This is a genomic window from Streptomyces sp. NPDC096105, from assembly GCF_044763335.1.
Taxonomy (GTDB): domain Bacteria; phylum Actinomycetota; class Actinomycetes; order Streptomycetales; family Streptomycetaceae; genus Streptomyces.
The window spans coordinates 121,924-140,153 of record NZ_JBIWGC010000001.1 but is presented as its reverse complement, the minus strand read 5'-3'; the positions used below and the strand labels follow the sequence as shown (position 1 = coordinate 140,153).

Sequence of the window (18,230 nt, the reverse complement as noted above, 5' to 3'; positions counted from 1 at the left end):
CTCGACGGGTGAGCACGATTCCCGAGATCCGTACCCTGCCCGTGCCCGACGGCCTGGAGGGCGAGCGCGTCGACGCCGCCATCTCCCGCATGTTCGGCTTCTCCCGCACCAAGGCGGCCGAGCTCGCCGCCGCGGGGAAGGTCACGGTCGACGGGTCGGTGGTCGGCAAGTCCGAGCGGGTCAGCGGCGGCGCCTGGCTCGAGGTGGAGATGCCGCAGGCGCCCGCCCCGGTGCAGGTCGTCGCCGAGCCGGTCGAGGGCATGGAGATCGTGCACGACGACGACGACGTGGTCGTGATCGTCAAGCCCGTCGGCGTCGCCGCCCACCCCTCCCCGGGCTGGACCGGCCCGACCGTGATCGGCGGTCTCGCCGCCGCCGGCTTCCGCGTCTCGACCTCCGGCGCCGCCGAGCGCCAGGGCATCGTGCACCGCCTCGACGTCGGCACCTCCGGCCTGATGGTGGTCGCCAAGTCCGAGTACGCGTACACGTCGCTGAAGCGCCAGTTCAAGGAGCGCACGGTCGACAAGCGCTACCACACGCTGGTGCAGGGCCACCCCGACCCGACCAGCGGCACCATCGACGCCCCCATCGGCCGCCACCCGCAGCACGACTACAAATGGGCGGTCACCGCCGACGGCAAGCCGTCCGTCACCCACTACGACCTGATCGAGGCGTTCCGTGCCGCGTCCCTGCTGGACGTGAAGCTGGAGACCGGCCGCACCCACCAGATCCGCGTGCACATGGCCGCCCACCGCCACCCCTGCGTCGGTGACCTGACCTACGGCGCCGACCCCACCCTCGCGAAGCGGCTGAAGCTGACCCGGCAGTGGCTGCACGCCGTACGCCTCGGCTTCGAGCACCCCGGCGACGGCCGGTGGGCCGAGTTCTCCTGCGACTACCCGGACGACCTGCGGCAGGCCCTCGACCGGGTCCGCGAGGAGACGTACGCATGAGCCCGGCGGTCACGGTCCGGGGCGCGGAGGACCCCGCCGACCGCGAGGCCTGCTTCGCGGTCCGCAAGGAGGTCTTCGTCGCCGAGCAGGGCGTGCCCGAGGACATCGAGTACGACGCCCACGACGCGGACGCCGTGCACCTGCTCGCGGTCGCGGACGACGGCACCCCGCTCGGCACCGCCCGGCTGCTGCACGGCGCCGCCGCGGCGGCGAAGAACGGCGGGGACCCGTCGGCCGGCTCGCTCGGCCGGCTCGCGGTCCTGCGGCGGGCGCGCGGTCTCGGGGTCGGCGCGGCGCTCGTGCGGGCCGTCGAGGAGGCGGCCCGGGAGCGCGGCCTCACCGGCGTCGGCCTGCACGCGCAGACCCACGCCCTCGGCTTCTACGAGCGGCTCGGCTACGCGGCCCACGGGCCGGAGTTCCCGGACGCGGGTATGCCGCACCGGGCCATGCGGCGCGCCCTGTAGCCGGGCCCGGGCGGGCGCGCCGGCGGGCGGGGCGCGTGGCAGGCTGGAGACTGCCTGACCGACCGTCCGACCCCCGGGAGCGGTGACCGTGGATCAGCTGGCCCTGCTGTTCGTGCTGTTGCTCGGGGCGGTCGTGAGCGTCCCCGTGGGGGAGCGGCTGAAGCTGCCGGCGCCGGTGCTGATGACGGTGTTCGGGATCGTCCTGGCGCTGCTGGAGTTCGTGCCGAACGTCGACGTCCCGCCGGAACTGATCCTGCCACTGCTGCTGCCGCCCCTGCTCTACGCCGCCGTGCGCCGCACCTCCTGGCGCCAGTTCGCGGCCAACGTCCGGCCGATCCTGCTGCTGGCCGTGGCGCTGGTCTTCGTCACCGCCTTCTGCGTCGCCGTCGTCGCCCACGCGATCGTGCCGGGGCTGCCGCTGGCCGCCGCCGTCGCCCTGGGCGCGCTGGTCGCGCCGCCCGACCCGGTCGCGGCGACCGCCGTCGCGGGCAAGCTGGGGCTGCCCCGCCGGCTGGTGTCCATCCTGGAGGGCGAGGGGCTGTTCAACGACGTCACGGCGATCGTGCTGTACCACGTGGCCGTGACCGCCGCCGTGAGCGGCACCTTCTCGCCCTGGTCGGCCGGGCTCGACCTGATCCTGTCGGCGGTGGTGGCGATCGCCGTCGGGCTGGTGCTCGGCTGGGCCACCAACAAGGCGATGGACCTGCTCGGCGACCCCACCCTCCAGGTCGCCCTGACCCTGCTGGTGCCGTTCGCCGCGTACGTCCTCGCGGAGGAGCTGCACGGCTCGGGCGTCCTCGGGGTGCTGGTCACCGCGCTGTTCCTGATGGAGTACGCCACCAGCGCCGACGACGTGATGGCGCGGCTCGCCGGGCACACCTTCTGGGACATCGTGGACACCCTCGTCACCGGTGTGGCGTTCGGGCTGGTCGGCCTGGAGCTGCACAACGCGGTCAAGGCCGCGGCCGGTCACTGGGGCGAGCTGCTGGGCTGGTCGGGGATGGTCGTCGGGGTGGTCGTGCTGGTCCGGCTGGCGTGGCTGCTGCCGGCCACCTGGCTGACCAAGCGGCTGCACACCGAGCGGGACGTCGGCGAGGAGATCCCGCTGAGCTGGCGCGAGACCGTGGTGATGTGGTGGTCCGGGATGCGCGGGGTGGCGTCCGTCGCACTGGCCCTCGCCATCCCGCTGGAGACCGACTCCGGGGGCGGCTTCCCCGCCCGCGCGGAGATCGTCTTCATTGCGTTCGGCGTGGTGCTGGGGACGCTGCTGGTGCAGGGGCTGACGCTGCCGTGGCTGGTGGGCAAGCTGGGGGTGCGCGGCGACACCGGGCGGGAGAAGGAGCTGGAGCGCCGGCTCGCGGTCCGGGCCGCGAAGGCCGCCAGGCGCAGGCTGCGGGAGATCGAGGACGCCGAGGACCTGCCGGAGGAACTGTCCGAGCAGTTGCTGCGCAGGGCGTTCGACGTGGGGGTGCGGATCAGCCCGGACATGGCGGACGACGAGCGGCGCGAGGCGGTCCGGCAGCGGGCCGGGCGGCTGAAGCGGGTCCGGCGCATCGAGCAGGAGATGCTGAGCGCCGCCCGGCACGAGGTGCTCGCCGCGCGCAGCGAGCCGGGCGCCGACCCCGAGGTGGTGGACCGGGTGCTGCGTCATCTGGACGTGCGCAGTCTGCGCTGAGCGCCGCCGCGTTGCCGCCGCCCCCCGCTTCCCGCTCCGTAGGGTCGGGGCATGACACGCAATGTTGTGATCAGCGGCGGCGGCACCGGCATCGGGCTCGCCACCGCGCAGACGTTCGCCGCCGACGGTGACCGGGTGCTGCTCATCGGGCGGCGCGGTGACGTCCTGGAGCGGGCCCGGGTGCCCGGCGCCCTCGTCCACGCCGCCGATCTGGCCGACCCCGAGGCCGTGCGGGGCGTGTCCGGGTTCGTGGGGCGCGAGTTCGGGGCCGTGGACGTGCTCGTCCACTGCGCGGGCGGCAACGGACTGCTCGAACCGCCGGTGGGCGGCGACGACCCGCTCGACGCCGTCGCCCGCGACTGGACGGTCAACTTCCGGCTCAACGTGCTGACCGCCGTGCTGCTCACCGAGGCGCTGCGGCACCGGCTCGCCGTGCCCGGCGGCCGGGTGCTGTTCCTCAGCTCCATCGCTGCGAGGCGCGGCTCCGGCCGGGTGTCGTACGCGGCGGCCAAGGCGGGGCTGCACCCGTACGCCCACGCCCTGGCCCGGGAGCTGGGGCCGCACGGCATCACCGTGAACGTGGTCGCGCCCGGCTACGTCGAGGACACGCCGTTCTTCGGCGGCGACGGTCTGGACGAGGAGCGGCGGGCGGCGCTGATCGCCGAGACGTCGAACCGGCGCGCGGGCCGCCCCGGTGACGTCGCGGCGACCCTCCACTGGCTCGCCTCGCCCGGCGCCGGGCACATCACCTCGCAGATCGTCCAGGTGAACGGCGGCGCCGAGCGCGGGTGCTGAGGACCGCTCAGCGCTGCCGGGGCGGACGGGTGTGGAGCCGGCGCGTCATCGGCACGCCGTCGTCCGGCGCGCTCTCCCGGCCGGTGCGGGGCGGCGGCACCGCGTGGGCCGTGTTGACCCGGGGCAGGGCGTAGGGGTGCTCGTCGGTCAGGAAGCGCATCATCTGCTCGCGGACCGCGACCCGGACCGTCCAGATGTCGTCCGCGTCCTTGGCCGTCACCAGCGCCCGCACCTCCAGGGTGCTCGGTGTGCTGTCCGTGACGGTCAGGTTGTAGGCGCGGCCGTCCCACTCCGGACACTCCCGCAGGATGTCGCGCAGCTTCTCCCGCATCAGTTCCAGCGGAGCGCTGTGGTCCACGTGCCAGTACACGGTGCCGGTCATCTGCGGGGTGCCGCGCGACCAGTTCTCGAACGGCTTGGAGGTGAAGTACGACACCGGCATGGTGATCCGGCGCTCGTCCCAGGTGCGCACGGTCAGGAAGGTCAGGGTGATCTCCTCCACCGTGCCCCACTCGCCGTCCACCACCACGGTGTCGCCGATGCGCACCATGTCGCCGAACGCGATCTGCAGCCCGGCGAACAGGTTGCCCAGCGTGGACTGGGCGGCCACACCGGCGACGATGCCGAGGATGCCCGCCGAGGCCAGCAGCGAGGCCCCGGCCGCCCGCATCGCGGGGAAGGTGAGCAGCATCGCGGCCACCGCCACCACGCCCACCACCGCCGACACCACCCGGCGGATCAGCGTCACCTGGGTGCGCACCCGGCGCACCCGGGCCGGGTTGCGCTCCCGGTGGTGGCTGGCGTACCGGGTGTACGAGGTCTCCACGACCGCGGCGGCGATCCGGATCGTCAGCCAGGCGGCCGAGCCGATCAGCACCAGGGTCAGCACCCGGCCGACGGCCACCTCGTGGGAGGTCAGCAGCCGCGCCTCGTCGTAGGAGCCTCTGAGCAGGGCGGCGCAGAGCAGCAGCTGGTAGGGGACGCGGGCCCGGCGCAGCAGGCCCCACAGCGGTGTCTCGTGGTGGCGGTCGTCGGCCTTCCGCAGCAGCCGGTCGGTGGCCCAGCCGAGCAGCAGCGTCAGCGCCACCGAGCCGCCGACCACGATCAGCGGGCGCAGCACGTCTTCCATGCTCCCGAACCTAACCGGCCCGCACGGGCATGAACATGTGACTTCCGCCCGCTCCGGGGTAGTGCCGCCCGCGGGCTCCGTCACACCCGGCTGGCACCATGGGCGGCATGAACATCATGCTCTTTCACTCGGCCTACGGACTGCGCCCCGCGGTGCACCGGGCCGCGGACCGGCTGCGCGCGGCCGGCCACGAGGTGTGGACGCCCGATCTCTTCGAGGGGCGCACGTTCGACACGGCCGAGGAGGGCATGGCCTACCGGGAGGAGACCGGGAAGGACGAACTGCTGAGGCGGGCCGTCCTGGCGGCCGCGCCCTACTCGGAGCGCGGTCTGGTGTACGCCGGGTTCTCCTTCGGCGCCTCGGTGGCGCAGACGCTGGCCCTGGGCGACGACAAGGCGCGCGGCCTGCTGCTCCTGCACGGCACCTCCGACATCGCGGAGAACGCCACGTGCGACGGGCTGCCGGTGCAGCTGCACGTCGCCGAGCCCGACCCGTTCGAGACCGACGACTGGCTCACCGCCTGGTACCTGCGGATGGGCCGGGCCGGGGCCGACGTGGAGGTCCACCGGTACGCGGGCGCCGGACACCTCTACACCGACCCCGGCCTGCCCGACCACGACGAGGAGGCCGCCGAGGCCACCTGGCGGGTGGCGCTCGGCTTCCTCGGCGCGCTGGAGGAGGACGGGGAGGACGCGGACTGATCCGTGCCGGGGAGGCGGCGGTCAGACGGGCGCGTCGGCCCGCTCGATCCTCTGGGTGCCGCTGCGGGTGCGGTAGGAGCGGGCCCAGGCCGCGGAGGCGTCCGCCCGCGTGCGGTCGGACAGCACGTAGTAGTCCATCTGCGCCCGCTCGGCGGTGAGGTCCAGCACCCCGAAGCCGTGCCGGTCGGTGTCCACCCAGTGCACGTGCCGGTTGGCGGCCCGGATCAGCGGGGCGGCGACGGCGGAGACCGAGCCCTCGGAGACCTTCAGGATGTCGTCGAGGTTGTCGGAGGTGACCGAGGTGACCACGAACTCCGTGGCGGCGGACGCCGACAGCGGATAGGTGCCGGCGTTCACCGGTACGTCGTTCGCCCACGCCATGTGGATGTCGCCGGTGAGGAAGACCGTGTTGCGGATGGCGTCGCCGCGCAGATGGGCGAGGAGCTCGCGGCGGTCCGCGGTGTAGCCGTCCCACTGGTCGGTGTTGAGGGCGAGCCCCTCCTGCGGCAGGCCGAGCAGCTTCGCGAGCGGCTTCAGCAGGCTCGCGGGCAGGGAGCCCAGCGCGAACGGCGAGATCATCACCGAGGTGCCGACCAGCCGCCAGGTGGTGTCCGACGCCGACAGGCCCGCCTTCAGCCAGTCGAGCTGGGCGCGGCCGGTGAGGGTGCGGCCGGGGTCGTCGACGTCGCCGTCGCCGAGCGGGACCTGCCGCGACCGGAAGGAGCGCAGGTCCAGCAGCGACAGGTCGGCGAGCCTGCCGAAGCGCAGCCGGCGGTAGGTGGTGCCCTCGACCGCCGGGCGGACCGGCATCCACTCGAAGTACGCCTGCCTGGCGGCGGCCTGGCGGGCGGCCCAGGCGCCCTCCGCGCCCTCGGTGTGGTTCTCCGCGCCCTGGGACCAGGCGTCGTTGGCGAACTCGTGGTCGTCCCAGATGGCGATCGCCGGGGCGGCGGCGTGCAGCGCCTGGAGGTCGGGGTCGGTCTTGTAGCGGGCGTGCCGGGCCCGGTAGTCGGCGAGGGTGACGATCTCGTGGGCGGGGGAGTGCGGGCGGACGACCGTGCCGCGGGTGCCGTAGTCGCCGGTGCCGTACTCGTAGATGTAGTCGCCCAGATGGAGCCAGGCGTCCAGGTCGCCGCGGGCCGCGAGGTGGCGGTACGCCGCGAAGTGCCCGGCCTCCCAGTTGGCGCAGGAGACCACCCCGAGGCGCAGTCCGGTCACGGCGGCGTCGGCGGCGGGCGCCGTGCGGGTGCGGGCCGCGGGGGAGTCGGCGCCGCCGGCGGAGAAGCGGAACCAGTAGTCGGTGGCGGGCCGCAGGCCGCGGACGTCCGCCTTGACGGTGTGGTCGGAGGCGGCGGTGGCGAGGACCGAGCCCCGCGCGACGACGTCGGTGAACGCCCGGTCGCGGGCGACGGTCCAGCGCACCTCGGTGTCGGGGCCGGCGCCGGAGCCCGGGAGGGCGTCCGGCGTGGGCGTCACCCGGGTCCACAGCAGCACGCCGTCCGGCAGCGGGTCGCCGGAGGCGACGCCGTGCAGGAAGGCGGGGGCCTGCCGGGCGGCGCGGGCGGGCAGCGCGGCGGCGAGCGGGCCGGCCAGCACCGCGCCGGCGGCGGCCGCCTTGACGACCGTACGGCGGCGCGGGGTGAGGGGGGCGGTGTCCGCGGTGGCGGGGACGGCGCTCTCGGTTGATCTGTGTCGACTGGTCACAGCCGAACAGGTTACTGACATGTACATGCGGAAGCGGGCGAACCCGGGAAAAGTTCGCCCGCTCTTCAGCCGGCCGTCGGCCTTCCGCGTCAGCCCTTCAGCGCCTTGTCGACCGCCGTGGTGAACTCGGCCGCCGTCATGGGCGCGTTCTGCCCGTCGGAGCCGGTGACCTTCTTGCCGTCCATCTTCACCGTCGGCGTGCCCTGGACGTCGCTGCTGTCGAACTTGTCCGACATCTCCAGCGCCCAGCGGTCGAAGGTGCCGTCCTTCACGTCCGCCTGGAACTCCTTGTTGTTCTTCAGGGCGTCCACCGTGTCGGCGATCTCGATCAGGTAGGCGTCGTCCGCGAACTTGTCGTCCGTCTCCTCGGGGTGGAACTCCGCCGAGTAGAGCGCCGCCTTGTACGCCAGGAACGCCTCGGGGCTGACGTCCAGCGCGGCGCCCAGCGCGCTCAGCGCGTTCTTCGAGCCCTCGCCGGTGAGGTTGCGGTCCAGGAAGGAGGCGCCTATGAACTGCACCTTGTACTTGCCCTCCTCGACGTCCTTCTCGATCGTCTCGCCGACGGCCTGCTCGAAGGAGGCGCAGATCGGGCAGCGCGGGTCCTCGTACACCTCGAGGGTCTTCTTCGCGTCGGCCTTGCCGATGACGACGGTCGTGCCGTCCTTGCCGCTGGTGTTCGCGGGCTTGACCAGCTCGGCGTCCTTCGCGGCCTCCCAGTGGTCCGGCTTGTTCGCCTGGACCACCGCGTAGCCGATGCCGCCGGCCGCGGCCAGCACACCGACCACCGTCGCGGCGACGACGAGCTGCCGCTTGACCTTCGACTTCTTCGCCTGGCGCTCGCGCTCCTGGCGCAGCCGCTCGCGCGCCGCCGTCTTGGCCGCCTGGCTGTTCCGCTTGCTCATGGTGATGTCTCCACAGGGGACGCACACGGTCGTGTGCTCGGTTCGTACGGGGGGGGGGACTGCTGGTGCTCGGACGACCGCCCGGGGCGCGACCGGCCTCAGACGGCGAGGGGGCACGGCGGTCCGCGCCGTCCCAGGGAGTGCGCGAGGAGCAGGGTGCGCGCCACGGCGGCGCGGTGCGGGGTGCGGACCGGGCGGCCCGTCTTCGGCGCCCGGCGCACGGTCACCACCGCGACGGCCAGCAGCAGCGGACGGACCGCGGTCGAGGCCGTGGCCGCGACCGCGCTCAGCAGCTGGGCCAGCGCCCGCTCCCCGCGGCGCAGCCATGCGGCGGCGAACAGGCCGACCCCGATGTGCGCGCCCAGCAGCAGCCAGGCGGTCGCCGGGCCGGCCTCGGCCAGCACCGCCGCCACCTGGTCGCCGCCCTCCGCGGTGTGCCCGGTGACCCGGGCCAGCGGCGCGCCCACACCGGTGCCGTCGCCGCACAGCACGTCGAACCCGACGGAGCGCAGCGGACCGGCCACCGGGCCGCCCATCCGGCCGTAGCAGACGTGCTGGCCGGTGGTGAAGACCGTGTCGGCGGCCAGCTCCAGCGGGATCAGCAGGGCGGCGATCCGCCCGAAGGAACGCTCCCGTCCGGCGAGCGCGTAGGCCAGGAGGAACACGGCGGCGCCGATCGCGGCCACCGTGTTCAGCGGCAGCGGGGCCCCGGACAGCAGCACGTGCGACGCGGTGCTGAGGGTCACGACGACAGCCGTGAACAGCGTCGCGCGAACGGCTCTGAGCTGGGGTCCGGATATGTCCATGGCGGCTACGAGTGTGGCACGTGCTCCGTTAAGGGGTCCCTAAAGGGGTCCTGTGAATGTGCGGAAGGTCACAGTCCCGGGATCCTGCCGTTGCGGAACAGGTCGAGGAAGATCTGGTGGTCGCGGCGGGCCCGCGCCCCGTAGTCGTGGGCGAAGTCCACCAGCAGCGGCGCCAGCCCGTCCTCGTCGGCCGCGATCGCCGCGTCGATGGCCCGCTCCGTGGAGAACGGCACCAGCGACTCGCCGGAGGTGTCGTCCGCCGCCGCGTGCATCGCCGCCGTCGCCCGGCCCAGGTCGGCGACCACCTGGGCCATCTCCTCCGGGTCGTCGAGGTCGCTCCAGTCCAGGTCCACCGCGTACGGCGAGACCTCGGCGACCAGCTGCCCGGCGCCGTCCAGCTCGGTCCAGCCCAGCCACGGGTCGGCGTGCGCCTGCAGGGCCCGCTGGGAGATCACCGTGCGGTGCCCCTCGTGCAGGAAGTACGCGCGCACCGCCGGGTCCGTGATGTGCCGGGAGACCGCGGGGGTCTGCGCCTGCTTGACGTAGATCACCACGTCGTTCTCCAGGGCGTCGCTGTGCCCCTCCAGCAGGATGTTGTACGACGGCAGCCCGGCCGAGCCGATGCCGATGCCCCGGCGGCCCACGACGTCCTTCACGCGGTAGGAGTCCGGGCGGGCCAGCGAGGAGTCCGGCAGCGTCTCCAGATAACCGTCGAAGGCGGCCAGGACCTTGTAGCGGGTGGCGGCGTCCAGCTCGATCGCGCCGCCGCCGGGCGCGAAACGGCGCTCGAAGTCACGGATCTCGGTCATCGAGTCCAGCAGCGAGAAACGGGTCAGCGAGCGGGCGTCGCGCAGCACGTCCAGCAGCGGCCCCTGCGCGGTGTCCAGGGTGAACGGCGGCACCTCCTCGTCCTTCGCGCCGGTCGCCAGGGCGTGGATCCGCTCCCGGTAGGCGGCCGCGTACACCGACACCAGGCCGGTGATCTGCTCGTCGCTGAGCGCCTTCGCGTAGCCGATCAGCGCCATGGAGGCGGCGAAGCGCCTCAGGTCCCACAGGAAGGGGCCGACGTACGCCTCGTCGAAGTCGTTGACGTTGAACACCAGGCGGCCGTTGGAGTCCATGTACGTGCCGAAGTTCTCCGCGTGCAGGTCGCCGTGGATCCACACGCGCGAGGTGCGCTCGTCCAGGTACGGGCCGCTGTGCGCGTCGGCGCCGTGCCCGGCGTGCTCGGCGGACAGGTCGTGGTAGAAGAGGCTCGCCGTCCCGCGGTAGAACGCGAACGCCGACGCCGCCATCTTCCGGAACTTCACCCGGAACGCGGCCGGGTCGGCGGCCAGGAGCTCGCCGAACGCGGTGTCGAGGACGGCGAGGATCTCCTCGCCGCGGTGCTCGTCGTTGAGCTGCGGGACCGACATCGCTGGGTGCCTCCTGGTGCGGAATCCCGGGGACGGCTGCTCCGTCCCCTGCCTAGGTGTGCTGTGCGGATCATGCCGGGCCCGCGGGCCCTGATCCGGCCCGACCCGGACGAAAGGCCCAACGCGCGGCGGGCCGCGGGAGTGCCCGCGACCCGCCCGGAGGCACGCGGGGACGGGCGTCGGGTGTCAGTGCCGGGGCATAGACTTCGAGGCTGTCCCCGTCCGTCCCTCTGCCGCCCGCAGCACCTGGAGGCCGCACCGTGTCGAAGCCGCCGTTCACGCACCTGCACGTCCACACCCAGTACTCGCTGCTGGACGGTGCCGCGCGGCTGAAGGACATGTTCGACGCCTGCAACGAGATGGGCATGACGCACATCGCCATGTCCGACCACGGCAACCTGCACGGGGCGTACGACTTCTTCCATTCCGCGCAGAAGGCCGGGGTCACCCCGATCATCGGCATCGAGGCGTACGTCGCCCCCGAGTCCCGGCGCAACAAGCGCAAGATCCAGTGGGGCCAGCCGCACCAGAAGCGGGACGACGTCTCCGGTTCCGGCGGCTACACCCACAAGACCATGTGGGCGGTGAACAGCACCGGTCTGCACAACCTCTTCCGGCTCTCCTCCGACGCCTACGCCGAGGGCTGGCTGCAGAAGTGGCCCCGGATGGACAAGGAGACCATCGCCCAGTGGTCGGAGGGCATCGTCGCCTCCACCGGCTGCCCCTCCGGCGAGGTGCAGACCCGGCTGCGCCTCGGCCACTTCGACGAGGCCCTCAAGGCGGCCGCCGACTACCAGGACATCTTCGGCAAGGACCGCTACTTCCTGGAGCTGATGGACCACGGCATCGACATCGAGCACCGGGTCCGCGACGGCCTGCTGGAGATCGGCAAGAAGCTCGGCATCCCCCCGCTGGTCACCAACGACTCGCACTACACCTACGCGCACGAGGCGGCGGCGCACGACGCGCTGCTGTGCATCCAGACCGGCAAGAACCTCTCCGACCCCGACCGCTTCAAGTTCGACGGCACCGGCTACTACCTGAAGTCCACGGAGGAGATGTACGCCATCGACTCCTCGGACGCCTGGCAGCAGGGCTGCGCCAACACCCGGCTGATCGCCGAGATGGTCGACACCACGGGCATGTTCGAAAAGCGCGACCTGATGCCCAAGTTCGACATCCCGGAGGGGTACACGGAGGTCAGCTGGTTCCGCGAGGAAGTCATGCGCGGCATGCACCGCCGCTTCCCGGACGGCATCCCGGACGACCGCATGAAGCAGGTCGAGTACGAGATGGACACCATCATCTCGATGGGCTTCCCGGGCTACTTCCTCGTGGTCGCCGACTTCATCATGTGGGCCAAGAAGCAGGGCATCGCGGTCGGCCCCGGCCGTGGCTCCGCGGCCGGCTCGATCGTCGCCTACGCCCTCGGCATCACCGACCTCGACCCGATCCCGCACGGCCTGATCTTCGAGCGGTTCCTCAACCCCGAGCGCATCTCCATGCCGGATGTCGACATCGACTTCGACGAGCGCCGGCGCGTCGAGGTGATCCGCTACGTGACCGAGAAGTACGGCGCCGACAAGGTCGCCATGATCGGCACCTACGGCACCATCAAGGCGAAGAACGCCATCAAGGACTCCGCGCGCGTGCTGGGCTACCCGTACGCGATGGGCGACCGCATCACCAAGGCGATGCCCGCCGACGTCCTCGGCAAGGGCATCCCGCTGTCCGGCATCACCGACCCGAACCACCCCCGCTACTCGGAGGCGGGCGAGGTCCGGTCGATGTACGAGAACGAGCCGGACGTGAAGAAGGTCATCGACACCGCCAAGGGCGTCGAGGGCCTGGTCCGGCAGATGGGCGTGCACGCGGCCGGCGTGATCATGTCCAGCGAGACCATCACCGACCACGTCCCGGTCTGGGTCCGGCACACCGACGGCGTCACCATCACGCAGTGGGACTACCCGAGCTGCGAGTCGCTCGGCCTGCTGAAGATGGACTTCCTGGGCCTGCGCAACCTCACCATCATGGACGACGCCGTCAAGATGGTGAAGGCGAACAAGGGCATCGACATCGACCTGCTGTCGCTGCCCCTGGACGACCCGACGACCTTCGAACTGCTCCAGCGCGGCGACACCCTCGGCGTCTTCCAGTTCGACGGCGGCCCCATGCGCTCCCTGCTCCGGCTGATGAAGCCGGACAACTTCGAGGACATCTCCGCCGTGTCGGCCCTGTACCGGCCGGGCCCGATGGGCATGAACTCGCACACCAACTACGCGCTGCGCAAGAACGGCCAGCAGGAGATCACCCCGATCCACCCCGAGCTGGAGGAGCCGCTCAAGGAGGTCCTGGACGTCACCTACGGCCTGATCGTCTACCAGGAGCAGGTGCAGAAGGCCGCCCAGATCATCGCCGGCTACTCGCTCGGCGAGGCCGACATCCTCCGCCGCGTGATGGGCAAGAAGAAGCCGGAGGAGCTGGAGAAGAACTTCGTCATCTTCCAGGCCGGCGCCCGCAAGAACGGCTACAGCGACGAGGCGATCCAGGCGCTGTGGGACGTGCTGGTGCCGTTCGCCGGCTACGCCTTCAACAAGGCGCACTCCGCCGCGTACGGCCTGGTGTCCTACTGGACCGCCTACCTCAAGGCGAACCACCCCGCCGAGTACATGGCGGCGCTGCTCACCTCGGTGAAGGACGACAAGGACAAGTCCGCGGTCTACCTCAACGAGTGCCGCCGCATGGGCATCCGGGTGCTCCCGCCGAACGTCAACGAGTCCGAGTCCAACTTCGCCGCGCAGGGCGACGACGTGATCCTCTTCGGCCTCTCCGCGGTGCGCAACGTCGGCACCAACGTCGTGGAGTCGATCATCAAGTGCCGCAAGGCCAAGGGGAAGTACACGTCCTTCCCGGACTACCTCGACAAGGTCGACGCGGTCGTCTGCAACAAGCGCACCACCGAGTCGCTGATCAAGGCCGGCGCCTTCGACTCCCTGGGCCACACCCGCAAGGGCCTCACCGCCCAGTACGAGCCGATGATCGACAACGTGGTGGCGGTCAAGCGCAAGGAGGCCGAGGGACAGTTCGACCTCTTCGGCGGCATGGGCGAGGAGGAGAGCGACGAGCCCGGCTTCGGCCTCGACGTGCAGTTCACCGACGAGGAGTGGGACAAGACGTACCTGCTCGCGCAGGAGCGCGAGATGCTCGGCCTGTACGTCTCCGACCACCCGCTGTTCGGACTGGAGCACGTGCTGTCCGACAAGGCCGACGCGGGCATCTCCCAGCTCACCGGCGGTGACTTCGGCGACGGCGCGGTGGTCACCATCGGCGGCATCATCTCCGGCCTCCAGCGCAAGATGACCAAGCAGGGCAACGCCTGGGCGATCGCCACCGTGGAGGACCTCGCGGGCTCCATCGAGTGCATGTTCTTCCCGGCGACCTACCAGCTCGTCTCGACGCAACTGGTCGAGGACGCCGTCGTGTTCGTGAAGGGGCGGCTCGACAAGCGCGAGGACGTGCCCCGGCTGGTCGCCATGGAGCTGATGGTCCCCGACCTGTCCAACGCGGGCGCCAACGCGCCCGTCGTGCTGACCATCCCGGCGACGCGCGTGACCCCGCCCATGGTCAGCCGGCTCGGGGAGATCCTCACCCACCACAAGGGCGACAGCGAGGTCCGCATCAAGCTCCAGGGGCCGACGAGGACGACGGTGCTGCGGCTCGACCGGCACCGGGTCAAGCCCGATCCCGCGCTGTTCGGCGACCTGAAGGTGCTGCTCGGCCCGTCCTGCCTGACCGGTTAGGCGCCGGCCGCCGACGCGCCGGAGGGGCGCACCCGCGCCGGGTGCGCCCCTCTTCCTGTACGGCCGGGCCGCAACGGCCCTTCGCACCGGTGTCAGTTGTGGCCGAAGCGCTTCTGCCGGCCCTTGCCGCGGCCGGCCTCTCCGGGCACGGCCTGCGTGGTGAGCTGCTCGTCCGGGATCTCCAGGGTGGAGGTCTGCGCGGCGCGCGGAGTGCGCTCGGCCTGGGGCTGCTTACGGTCACGGTTCTTGTTCTTGGCCATGGTGGTGCCTCCTGTGGGGACTAGGGGCCAGGGCCGGATTCAGATTCACATAAGCCGATGACCCACGCATGTCGGACAATTACCGTCCGTGACGGGCGTGGTCGGGGGAGGAAGTGTGGAAACGCCACGCCGAAGATCGAGTTCGGGCCGTTAAGACCGGCGGGGTCGGGCAGACTCGAAAGAAGCCCGAAGCCAAACCTCCCGGAAAGAGGGTGGATCGCGTGGACCGCTGCATCGTCCTGGTGGACGCCGGGTATCTGCTGGGGGCCGCCGCCAGTCTCCTCGCCGGGGAGCCCTCGCGGTCCCGCATCACCGTGGACCACGCCGCCCTGATCCAGGGACTGCGTGACCGCGCCGAGGGCGACACGCGCCGGCCGCTGCTGCGCATCTACTGGTTCGACGGCGCCCCCGACCGCGTGCCGCAGCCCGAGCACCGCCGGCTGCGTGTGATGCCCCGGGTCACCGTCCGGCTCGGCGCGCTGACCCGCAGCGACGGGCGCTGGGCGCAGAAGGGCGTGGACGCGGCGATGCACGCCGAACTGACCGAACTCGCCCGCAACCGCGCCTGCTCCGACATCGTCCTGGTCACCGGCGACGGCGATCTGCTGCCGGGCATGATGGCCGCCAAGGAGCACGGCGTCGCCGTGCACCTGTGGGCCGTGCAGGCCGCCGACGGCGACTACAACCAGTCCGAGGACCTGGTCGCCGAGGCCGACGAGCGCCGGGTGCTGGACCGGGCGTGGATCACCCAGGCCGTCCGCGCCAGGGAGATCGGCGGGGTGTGCGCCCCGCCGCCCGTGCCCCGGCCCGAGATCGCCGCGATCCTCTCCGCCCCGCTGCCCGACTCCGCCCTCGCCCCGGCCGCCGAGCGCACCCCGCCCGAGCCGCGCCACCCGGCCGCCGCGCACAACGGCACGGCCGAGCGCGCGCCCGCCGTCAAGGGCGTCCCCACCCCGAAGGACCTGGCCGCGCTGCGCCACCCCGGCCCGCACCAGCCGCAGCAGCCGGCCTCCGCGACCCTGCGCTGGTCCTCCGACAAGGGCTGGGTGGACCGCCCGGTCGCCGAGCCGCCGGAGGCCGCGTCCATGCCGACGCTGGCCCAGCTCACCACGGCCGAGCAGCGCTGGGCCGACCGCGAGGAGGACATCACCACCGTCGGCGGCGACCCGTTCGAGGTGGGCCAGGTCTTCGCCCGCCGCTGGGTGGAACGGCTCGGCGACCAGAGCCACGTCCGGAAGCTGTCCGCCATGTACCCGCGCATCCCGCACCGCATCGACGGCGAGCTGCTGCGCTACGCGGCCCGCTTCGGTCTGCTCGCCCACAAGGACGACCAGATCGACGAACGCGACCGCTACGCCATCCGGGCGGGTTTCTGGCGTGAGCTGGACACCCGCACCGGCACGGAACGGGCCTCCGCGGGGGAGTGAGCGCCCGGCGCCTCCCGTCGCCGGTTCAGCGGGTTCCGCGCCGACCACCGGTGTGCCGACCCGTCAGGCGCCGGGTGCGCGGGGCCGAGGAGGACGGGACCCCGCTGCCCGCCGCCCCGCCCGGTGTTCAGGCGGTCGTTCCGTCCAGGGGGGCGATCCCTCCCCTGATGTCCCGTGCGTCCCCCCGGCCGGGGCGGGGCGGAGGGGTGACCCGAGGGCGGGGGGACGGGGGCGACCCCGTAGGCTCGTCCCTTGTGAGTACGCGCGCGGCACAGGGACATCGGCACGGTGGTGACGTCGTGTGCGCGGTGCGCGGGCTGACCAAGACCTATCCGGCGGTGCGCGGACGGCGCGGGGTCCCGGCGACGCCCGAGGTGCGCGCCACCGACGACGTCGCCCTCGACATCGGGCGCGGTGAGATCTTCGGCCTGCTCGGCCCGAACGGCGCCGGAAAGTCCACCCTCGTACGGCAGATGACCGGCCTGATGCGGCCCGACAGCGGCAGCGTCGAGATCCTCGGCCACGACATCGTCCGCCACCCCGAGCGGGCCTCCCGCATCCTCGCCTACCTCGGGCAGGAGTCCAGCGCCCTGGACGAGCTGACCGTGTCCCTGGCCGCCGAGACCACCGGCCGGCTGCGCGGGCTCGACGCCCGGCGGGCGCGCGCCGAGCGCGACGCCGTGCTCGGCGAGCTGGGGCTCGGCACGATCGCCTCCCGCCCGCTGCGCAGACTCTCCGGGGGCCAGCGCCGGCTCGCCTGCTTCGCCGCCGCGCTGGTGGGGGAGCGGCCCCTGCTGGTGCTCGACGAGCCCACCACCGGCATGGACCCCGTGGCGCGGCGCGCCGTGTGGTCCGCCGTCGACCGGCGGCGCGCGGAGCACGGCACCACGGTGCTGCTGGTCACCCACAACGTCATCGAGGCCGAGACCGTGCTCGACCGGGTCGCCGTGCTCGACCGCGGCCGGGTCATCGCCTGCGACACCCCGGCCGGGCTGAAGGAACAGGTCGCCGGGGAGGTCCGGGTCGAGCTGGTGTGGCGCGAGGCCGCGCCGCTGCACGTGCCCGAGGTGGCCGCGCTGCGCGACCGGGCCGTCGAGTCCGGCCGGCGCTGGACCCTGCGGCTGGCGCCCGAGGAGGCCCGCACCGTCGTCGCCACCGTCACCGGCGGCGCCGCCTTCGCGGCCCTCGACGACTTCACGCTGGCCACGCCCAGCCTGGAGGACGTGTACCTGGCGCTGGGCGGCGCCGTGCGACAGGGACTGGTGAAGGCGTGAGCACACGGGCCGTGTCATCCGTACGGAACGGGGCGACCTCCGGAGCGGCTCCGGACGGATTCCCGAGCGAAGGGGAGCAGCACGACGTGAGTGTCGTACCCGCCGGCGCCCTGCCGGCCGGCGTCCTGACCGCGGAGGAGGAGGCCGTCGCGCCGCGACCCGCCGCGCTCGGCCCCCGTGCGCGGCTGTGGCCGTCCCTGGCGGCCGTGTACCGGGCGCAGCTGTCCCGGGCCCGGGTGGCGCGGATCCCGCTGCTCTTCGTGGCGACCTTCCAGTCGGTCGGGATCATGATCCTGATGCGCGGGGTCGTCGACGGCGGCGGCGAGGCGCGGGCCGTGGTGGCCGGCTCGTCCGTGCTGGTCGTCGCCTTCGTCGCGCTCAACCTGCTCGCGCAGTACTTCGGCCAGCTCCGCGCGAGCGGCGGGCTCGACCACTACGCCACCCTGCCCGTGCCGCCCGCGGCCGTGGTGCTGGGCGCGGCCGGCGCCTACGCGTCGTTCACCGTCCCCGGGACCGTCGTGACCGCCGTCTTCGGATGCGCCCTGTTCGGGCTGCCGCTCGCCCACCTGTGGATCCTGGGCGCGGTCATCCCCCTCGCGGGCGCCGCGCTCGCCGGGCTCGGCGCGGCCCTCGGCCTGCTCGCCCCCCGCCCCGAGCTGGCCACCCTGCTCGGCCAGCTCGGCATGTCCGCGGCGCTGCTGCTCGGCGTGCTGCCGCCGGAGCGGATGCCGGAGGCGGTCCGCCTCGCCCGCGACCTGCTGCCGTCGACGTACGGCGTCGAGGCCTTCGCCCGGACCTTCGCCCCGCACCCCGACTGGGCCCACGTGCTCGGCGACCTCGCCGTGTGCGGAATGGTCGGGGTGATCTCACTGGCCGTGGCGACCTGGGCGTACCGCAGGGCCGCCGTCCGGTGACGCGCCGCACA

At 72.8% G+C, this 18,230-nt stretch carries 15 protein-coding genes; 9 read left to right on the top strand and 6 right to left on the bottom strand.

Going from position 1 to position 18,230, the window contains the following annotated elements:
- Positions 1-8 precede the first annotated feature (8 nt).
- The 4 genes from ACIQ8B_RS00645 to ACIQ8B_RS00630 all read left to right on the top strand — a co-directional run bounded on the left by ACIQ8B_RS00645 (position 9) and on the right by ACIQ8B_RS00630 (position 3,887).
- Positions 9-953, top strand: a complete 945-nt coding sequence (locus ACIQ8B_RS00645) for an RluA family pseudouridine synthase (protein WP_290007118.1) — start codon at positions 9-11, stop codon at positions 951-953.
- Positions 950-1,417: a GNAT family N-acetyltransferase gene (locus ACIQ8B_RS00640; RefSeq protein WP_403544206.1), complete on the top strand. Its 468-nt coding sequence runs from the start codon at positions 950-952 to the stop codon at positions 1,415-1,417. Before ACIQ8B_RS00645 ends, ACIQ8B_RS00640 begins: the two co-directional genes overlap by 4 nt.
- An 82-nt stretch (positions 1,418-1,499) precedes the next feature.
- The gene (locus ACIQ8B_RS00635) at positions 1,500-3,092 is read left to right on the top strand and encodes a Na+/H+ antiporter (protein ID WP_403544204.1); all 1,593 of its coding nucleotides are present in this window, start codon (positions 1,500-1,502) and stop codon (positions 3,090-3,092) included.
- Between the two features lie 51 nt (positions 3,093-3,143).
- Positions 3,144-3,887 carry an SDR family NAD(P)-dependent oxidoreductase gene (locus tag ACIQ8B_RS00630; protein WP_403544202.1) on the top strand — a complete coding sequence of 248 codons (744 nt, stop codon included), beginning with the start codon at positions 3,144-3,146 and terminating at the stop codon, positions 3,885-3,887.
- 7 nt (positions 3,888-3,894) lie between these two features.
- Here ACIQ8B_RS00630 and ACIQ8B_RS00625 read toward each other — a convergent pair whose 3' ends face one another.
- On the bottom strand, positions 3,895-5,016 hold the full coding sequence (locus tag ACIQ8B_RS00625) for a mechanosensitive ion channel family protein (protein WP_403544200.1): 1,122 nt from the start codon (positions 5,014-5,016) through the stop codon (positions 3,895-3,897).
- 107 nt (positions 5,017-5,123) lie between these two features.
- Here ACIQ8B_RS00625 and ACIQ8B_RS00620 point away from each other — a divergent pair, with 107 nt between their 5' ends.
- Positions 5,124-5,717, top strand: a complete 594-nt coding sequence (locus ACIQ8B_RS00620) for a dienelactone hydrolase family protein (RefSeq protein ID WP_290007123.1) — start codon at positions 5,124-5,126, stop codon at positions 5,715-5,717.
- A gap of 21 nt (positions 5,718-5,738) precedes the next feature.
- Here the strand turns inward: ACIQ8B_RS00620 and ACIQ8B_RS00615 are convergent, their stop codons facing one another.
- The 4 genes from ACIQ8B_RS00615 to ACIQ8B_RS00600 form a co-directional block, all read right to left on the bottom strand.
- Complete coding sequence (locus ACIQ8B_RS00615) at positions 5,739-7,421, bottom strand: alkaline phosphatase (RefSeq protein ID WP_290007124.1); 1,683 nt, start codon at positions 7,419-7,421, stop codon at positions 5,739-5,741.
- Positions 7,422-7,510: 89 nt separating this feature from the next.
- A complete protein-coding gene (locus ACIQ8B_RS00610) occupies positions 7,511-8,323 on the bottom strand; it encodes a DsbA family protein (protein ID WP_403544197.1) in 813 nt (270 codons plus the stop codon).
- A 98-nt stretch (positions 8,324-8,421) separates the two neighbouring features.
- Positions 8,422-9,129, bottom strand: coding sequence for a hypothetical protein (locus tag ACIQ8B_RS00605; RefSeq protein WP_403544195.1), 708 nt, complete (start codon positions 9,127-9,129; stop codon positions 8,422-8,424).
- Between the two features lie 68 nt (positions 9,130-9,197).
- On the bottom strand, positions 9,198-10,544 hold the full coding sequence (locus tag ACIQ8B_RS00600) for a DUF2252 domain-containing protein (RefSeq protein WP_403544193.1): 1,347 nt from the start codon (positions 10,542-10,544) through the stop codon (positions 9,198-9,200).
- A 260-nt stretch (positions 10,545-10,804) separates the two neighbouring features.
- On the opposite strand from ACIQ8B_RS00600, the gene dnaE reads away from it, so the two are divergent.
- Positions 10,805-14,344, top strand: coding sequence for a DNA polymerase III subunit alpha (dnaE, locus tag ACIQ8B_RS00595; protein WP_290007128.1), 3,540 nt, complete (start codon positions 10,805-10,807; stop codon positions 14,342-14,344).
- A 92-nt stretch (positions 14,345-14,436) separates the two neighbouring features.
- Here the strand turns inward: dnaE and ACIQ8B_RS00590 are convergent, their stop codons facing one another.
- Positions 14,437-14,604, bottom strand: a complete 168-nt coding sequence (locus tag ACIQ8B_RS00590) for a hypothetical protein (RefSeq protein WP_290007129.1) — start codon at positions 14,602-14,604, stop codon at positions 14,437-14,439.
- A 221-nt stretch (positions 14,605-14,825) separates the two neighbouring features.
- Here ACIQ8B_RS00590 and ACIQ8B_RS00585 point away from each other — a divergent pair, with 221 nt between their 5' ends.
- The 3 genes from ACIQ8B_RS00585 to ACIQ8B_RS00575 all read left to right on the top strand — a co-directional run bounded on the left by ACIQ8B_RS00585 (position 14,826) and on the right by ACIQ8B_RS00575 (position 18,219).
- On the top strand, positions 14,826-16,031 hold the full coding sequence (locus tag ACIQ8B_RS00585) for an NYN domain-containing protein (RefSeq protein WP_403544191.1): 1,206 nt from the start codon (positions 14,826-14,828) through the stop codon (positions 16,029-16,031).
- Between the two features lie 299 nt (positions 16,032-16,330).
- Entirely contained in the window at positions 16,331-17,305 is a 975-nt protein-coding gene (locus tag ACIQ8B_RS00580; protein WP_290007285.1) for an ABC transporter ATP-binding protein, read from the top strand.
- An 86-nt stretch (positions 17,306-17,391) separates the two neighbouring features.
- The gene (locus ACIQ8B_RS00575; RefSeq protein WP_403544189.1) at positions 17,392-18,219 is read left to right on the top strand and encodes an ABC transporter permease; all 828 of its coding nucleotides are present in this window, start codon (positions 17,392-17,394) and stop codon (positions 18,217-18,219) included.
- Positions 18,220-18,230 lie beyond the last annotated feature (11 nt).

What these genes read in the sequence shown, in the direction of transcription:
- ACIQ8B_RS00640 (WP_403544206.1), top strand. Translation starts at nt 950, where the DNA reads ATGAGCCCGGCGGTCACGGTCCGGGGCGCGGAGGACCCCGCCGACCGC.
- ACIQ8B_RS00630 (WP_403544202.1), top strand. Translation starts at nt 3,144, where the DNA reads ATGACACGCAATGTTGTGATCAGCGGCGGCGGCACCGGCATCGGGCTC.
- ACIQ8B_RS00625 (WP_403544200.1), bottom strand. Translation starts at nt 5,016, where the DNA reads ATGGAAGACGTGCTGCGCCCGCTGATCGTGGTCGGCGGCTCGGTGGCG.
- ACIQ8B_RS00620 (WP_290007123.1), top strand. Translation starts at nt 5,124, where the DNA reads ATGAACATCATGCTCTTTCACTCGGCCTACGGACTGCGCCCCGCGGTG.
- ACIQ8B_RS00610 (WP_403544197.1), bottom strand. Translation starts at nt 8,323, where the DNA reads ATGAGCAAGCGGAACAGCCAGGCGGCCAAGACGGCGGCGCGCGAGCGG.
- ACIQ8B_RS00605 (WP_403544195.1), bottom strand. Translation starts at nt 9,129, where the DNA reads ATGGACATATCCGGACCCCAGCTCAGAGCCGTTCGCGCGACGCTGTTC.
- ACIQ8B_RS00600 (WP_403544193.1), bottom strand. Translation starts at nt 10,544, where the DNA reads ATGTCGGTCCCGCAGCTCAACGACGAGCACCGCGGCGAGGAGATCCTC.
- ACIQ8B_RS00590 (WP_290007129.1), bottom strand. Translation starts at nt 14,604, where the DNA reads ATGGCCAAGAACAAGAACCGTGACCGTAAGCAGCCCCAGGCCGAGCGC.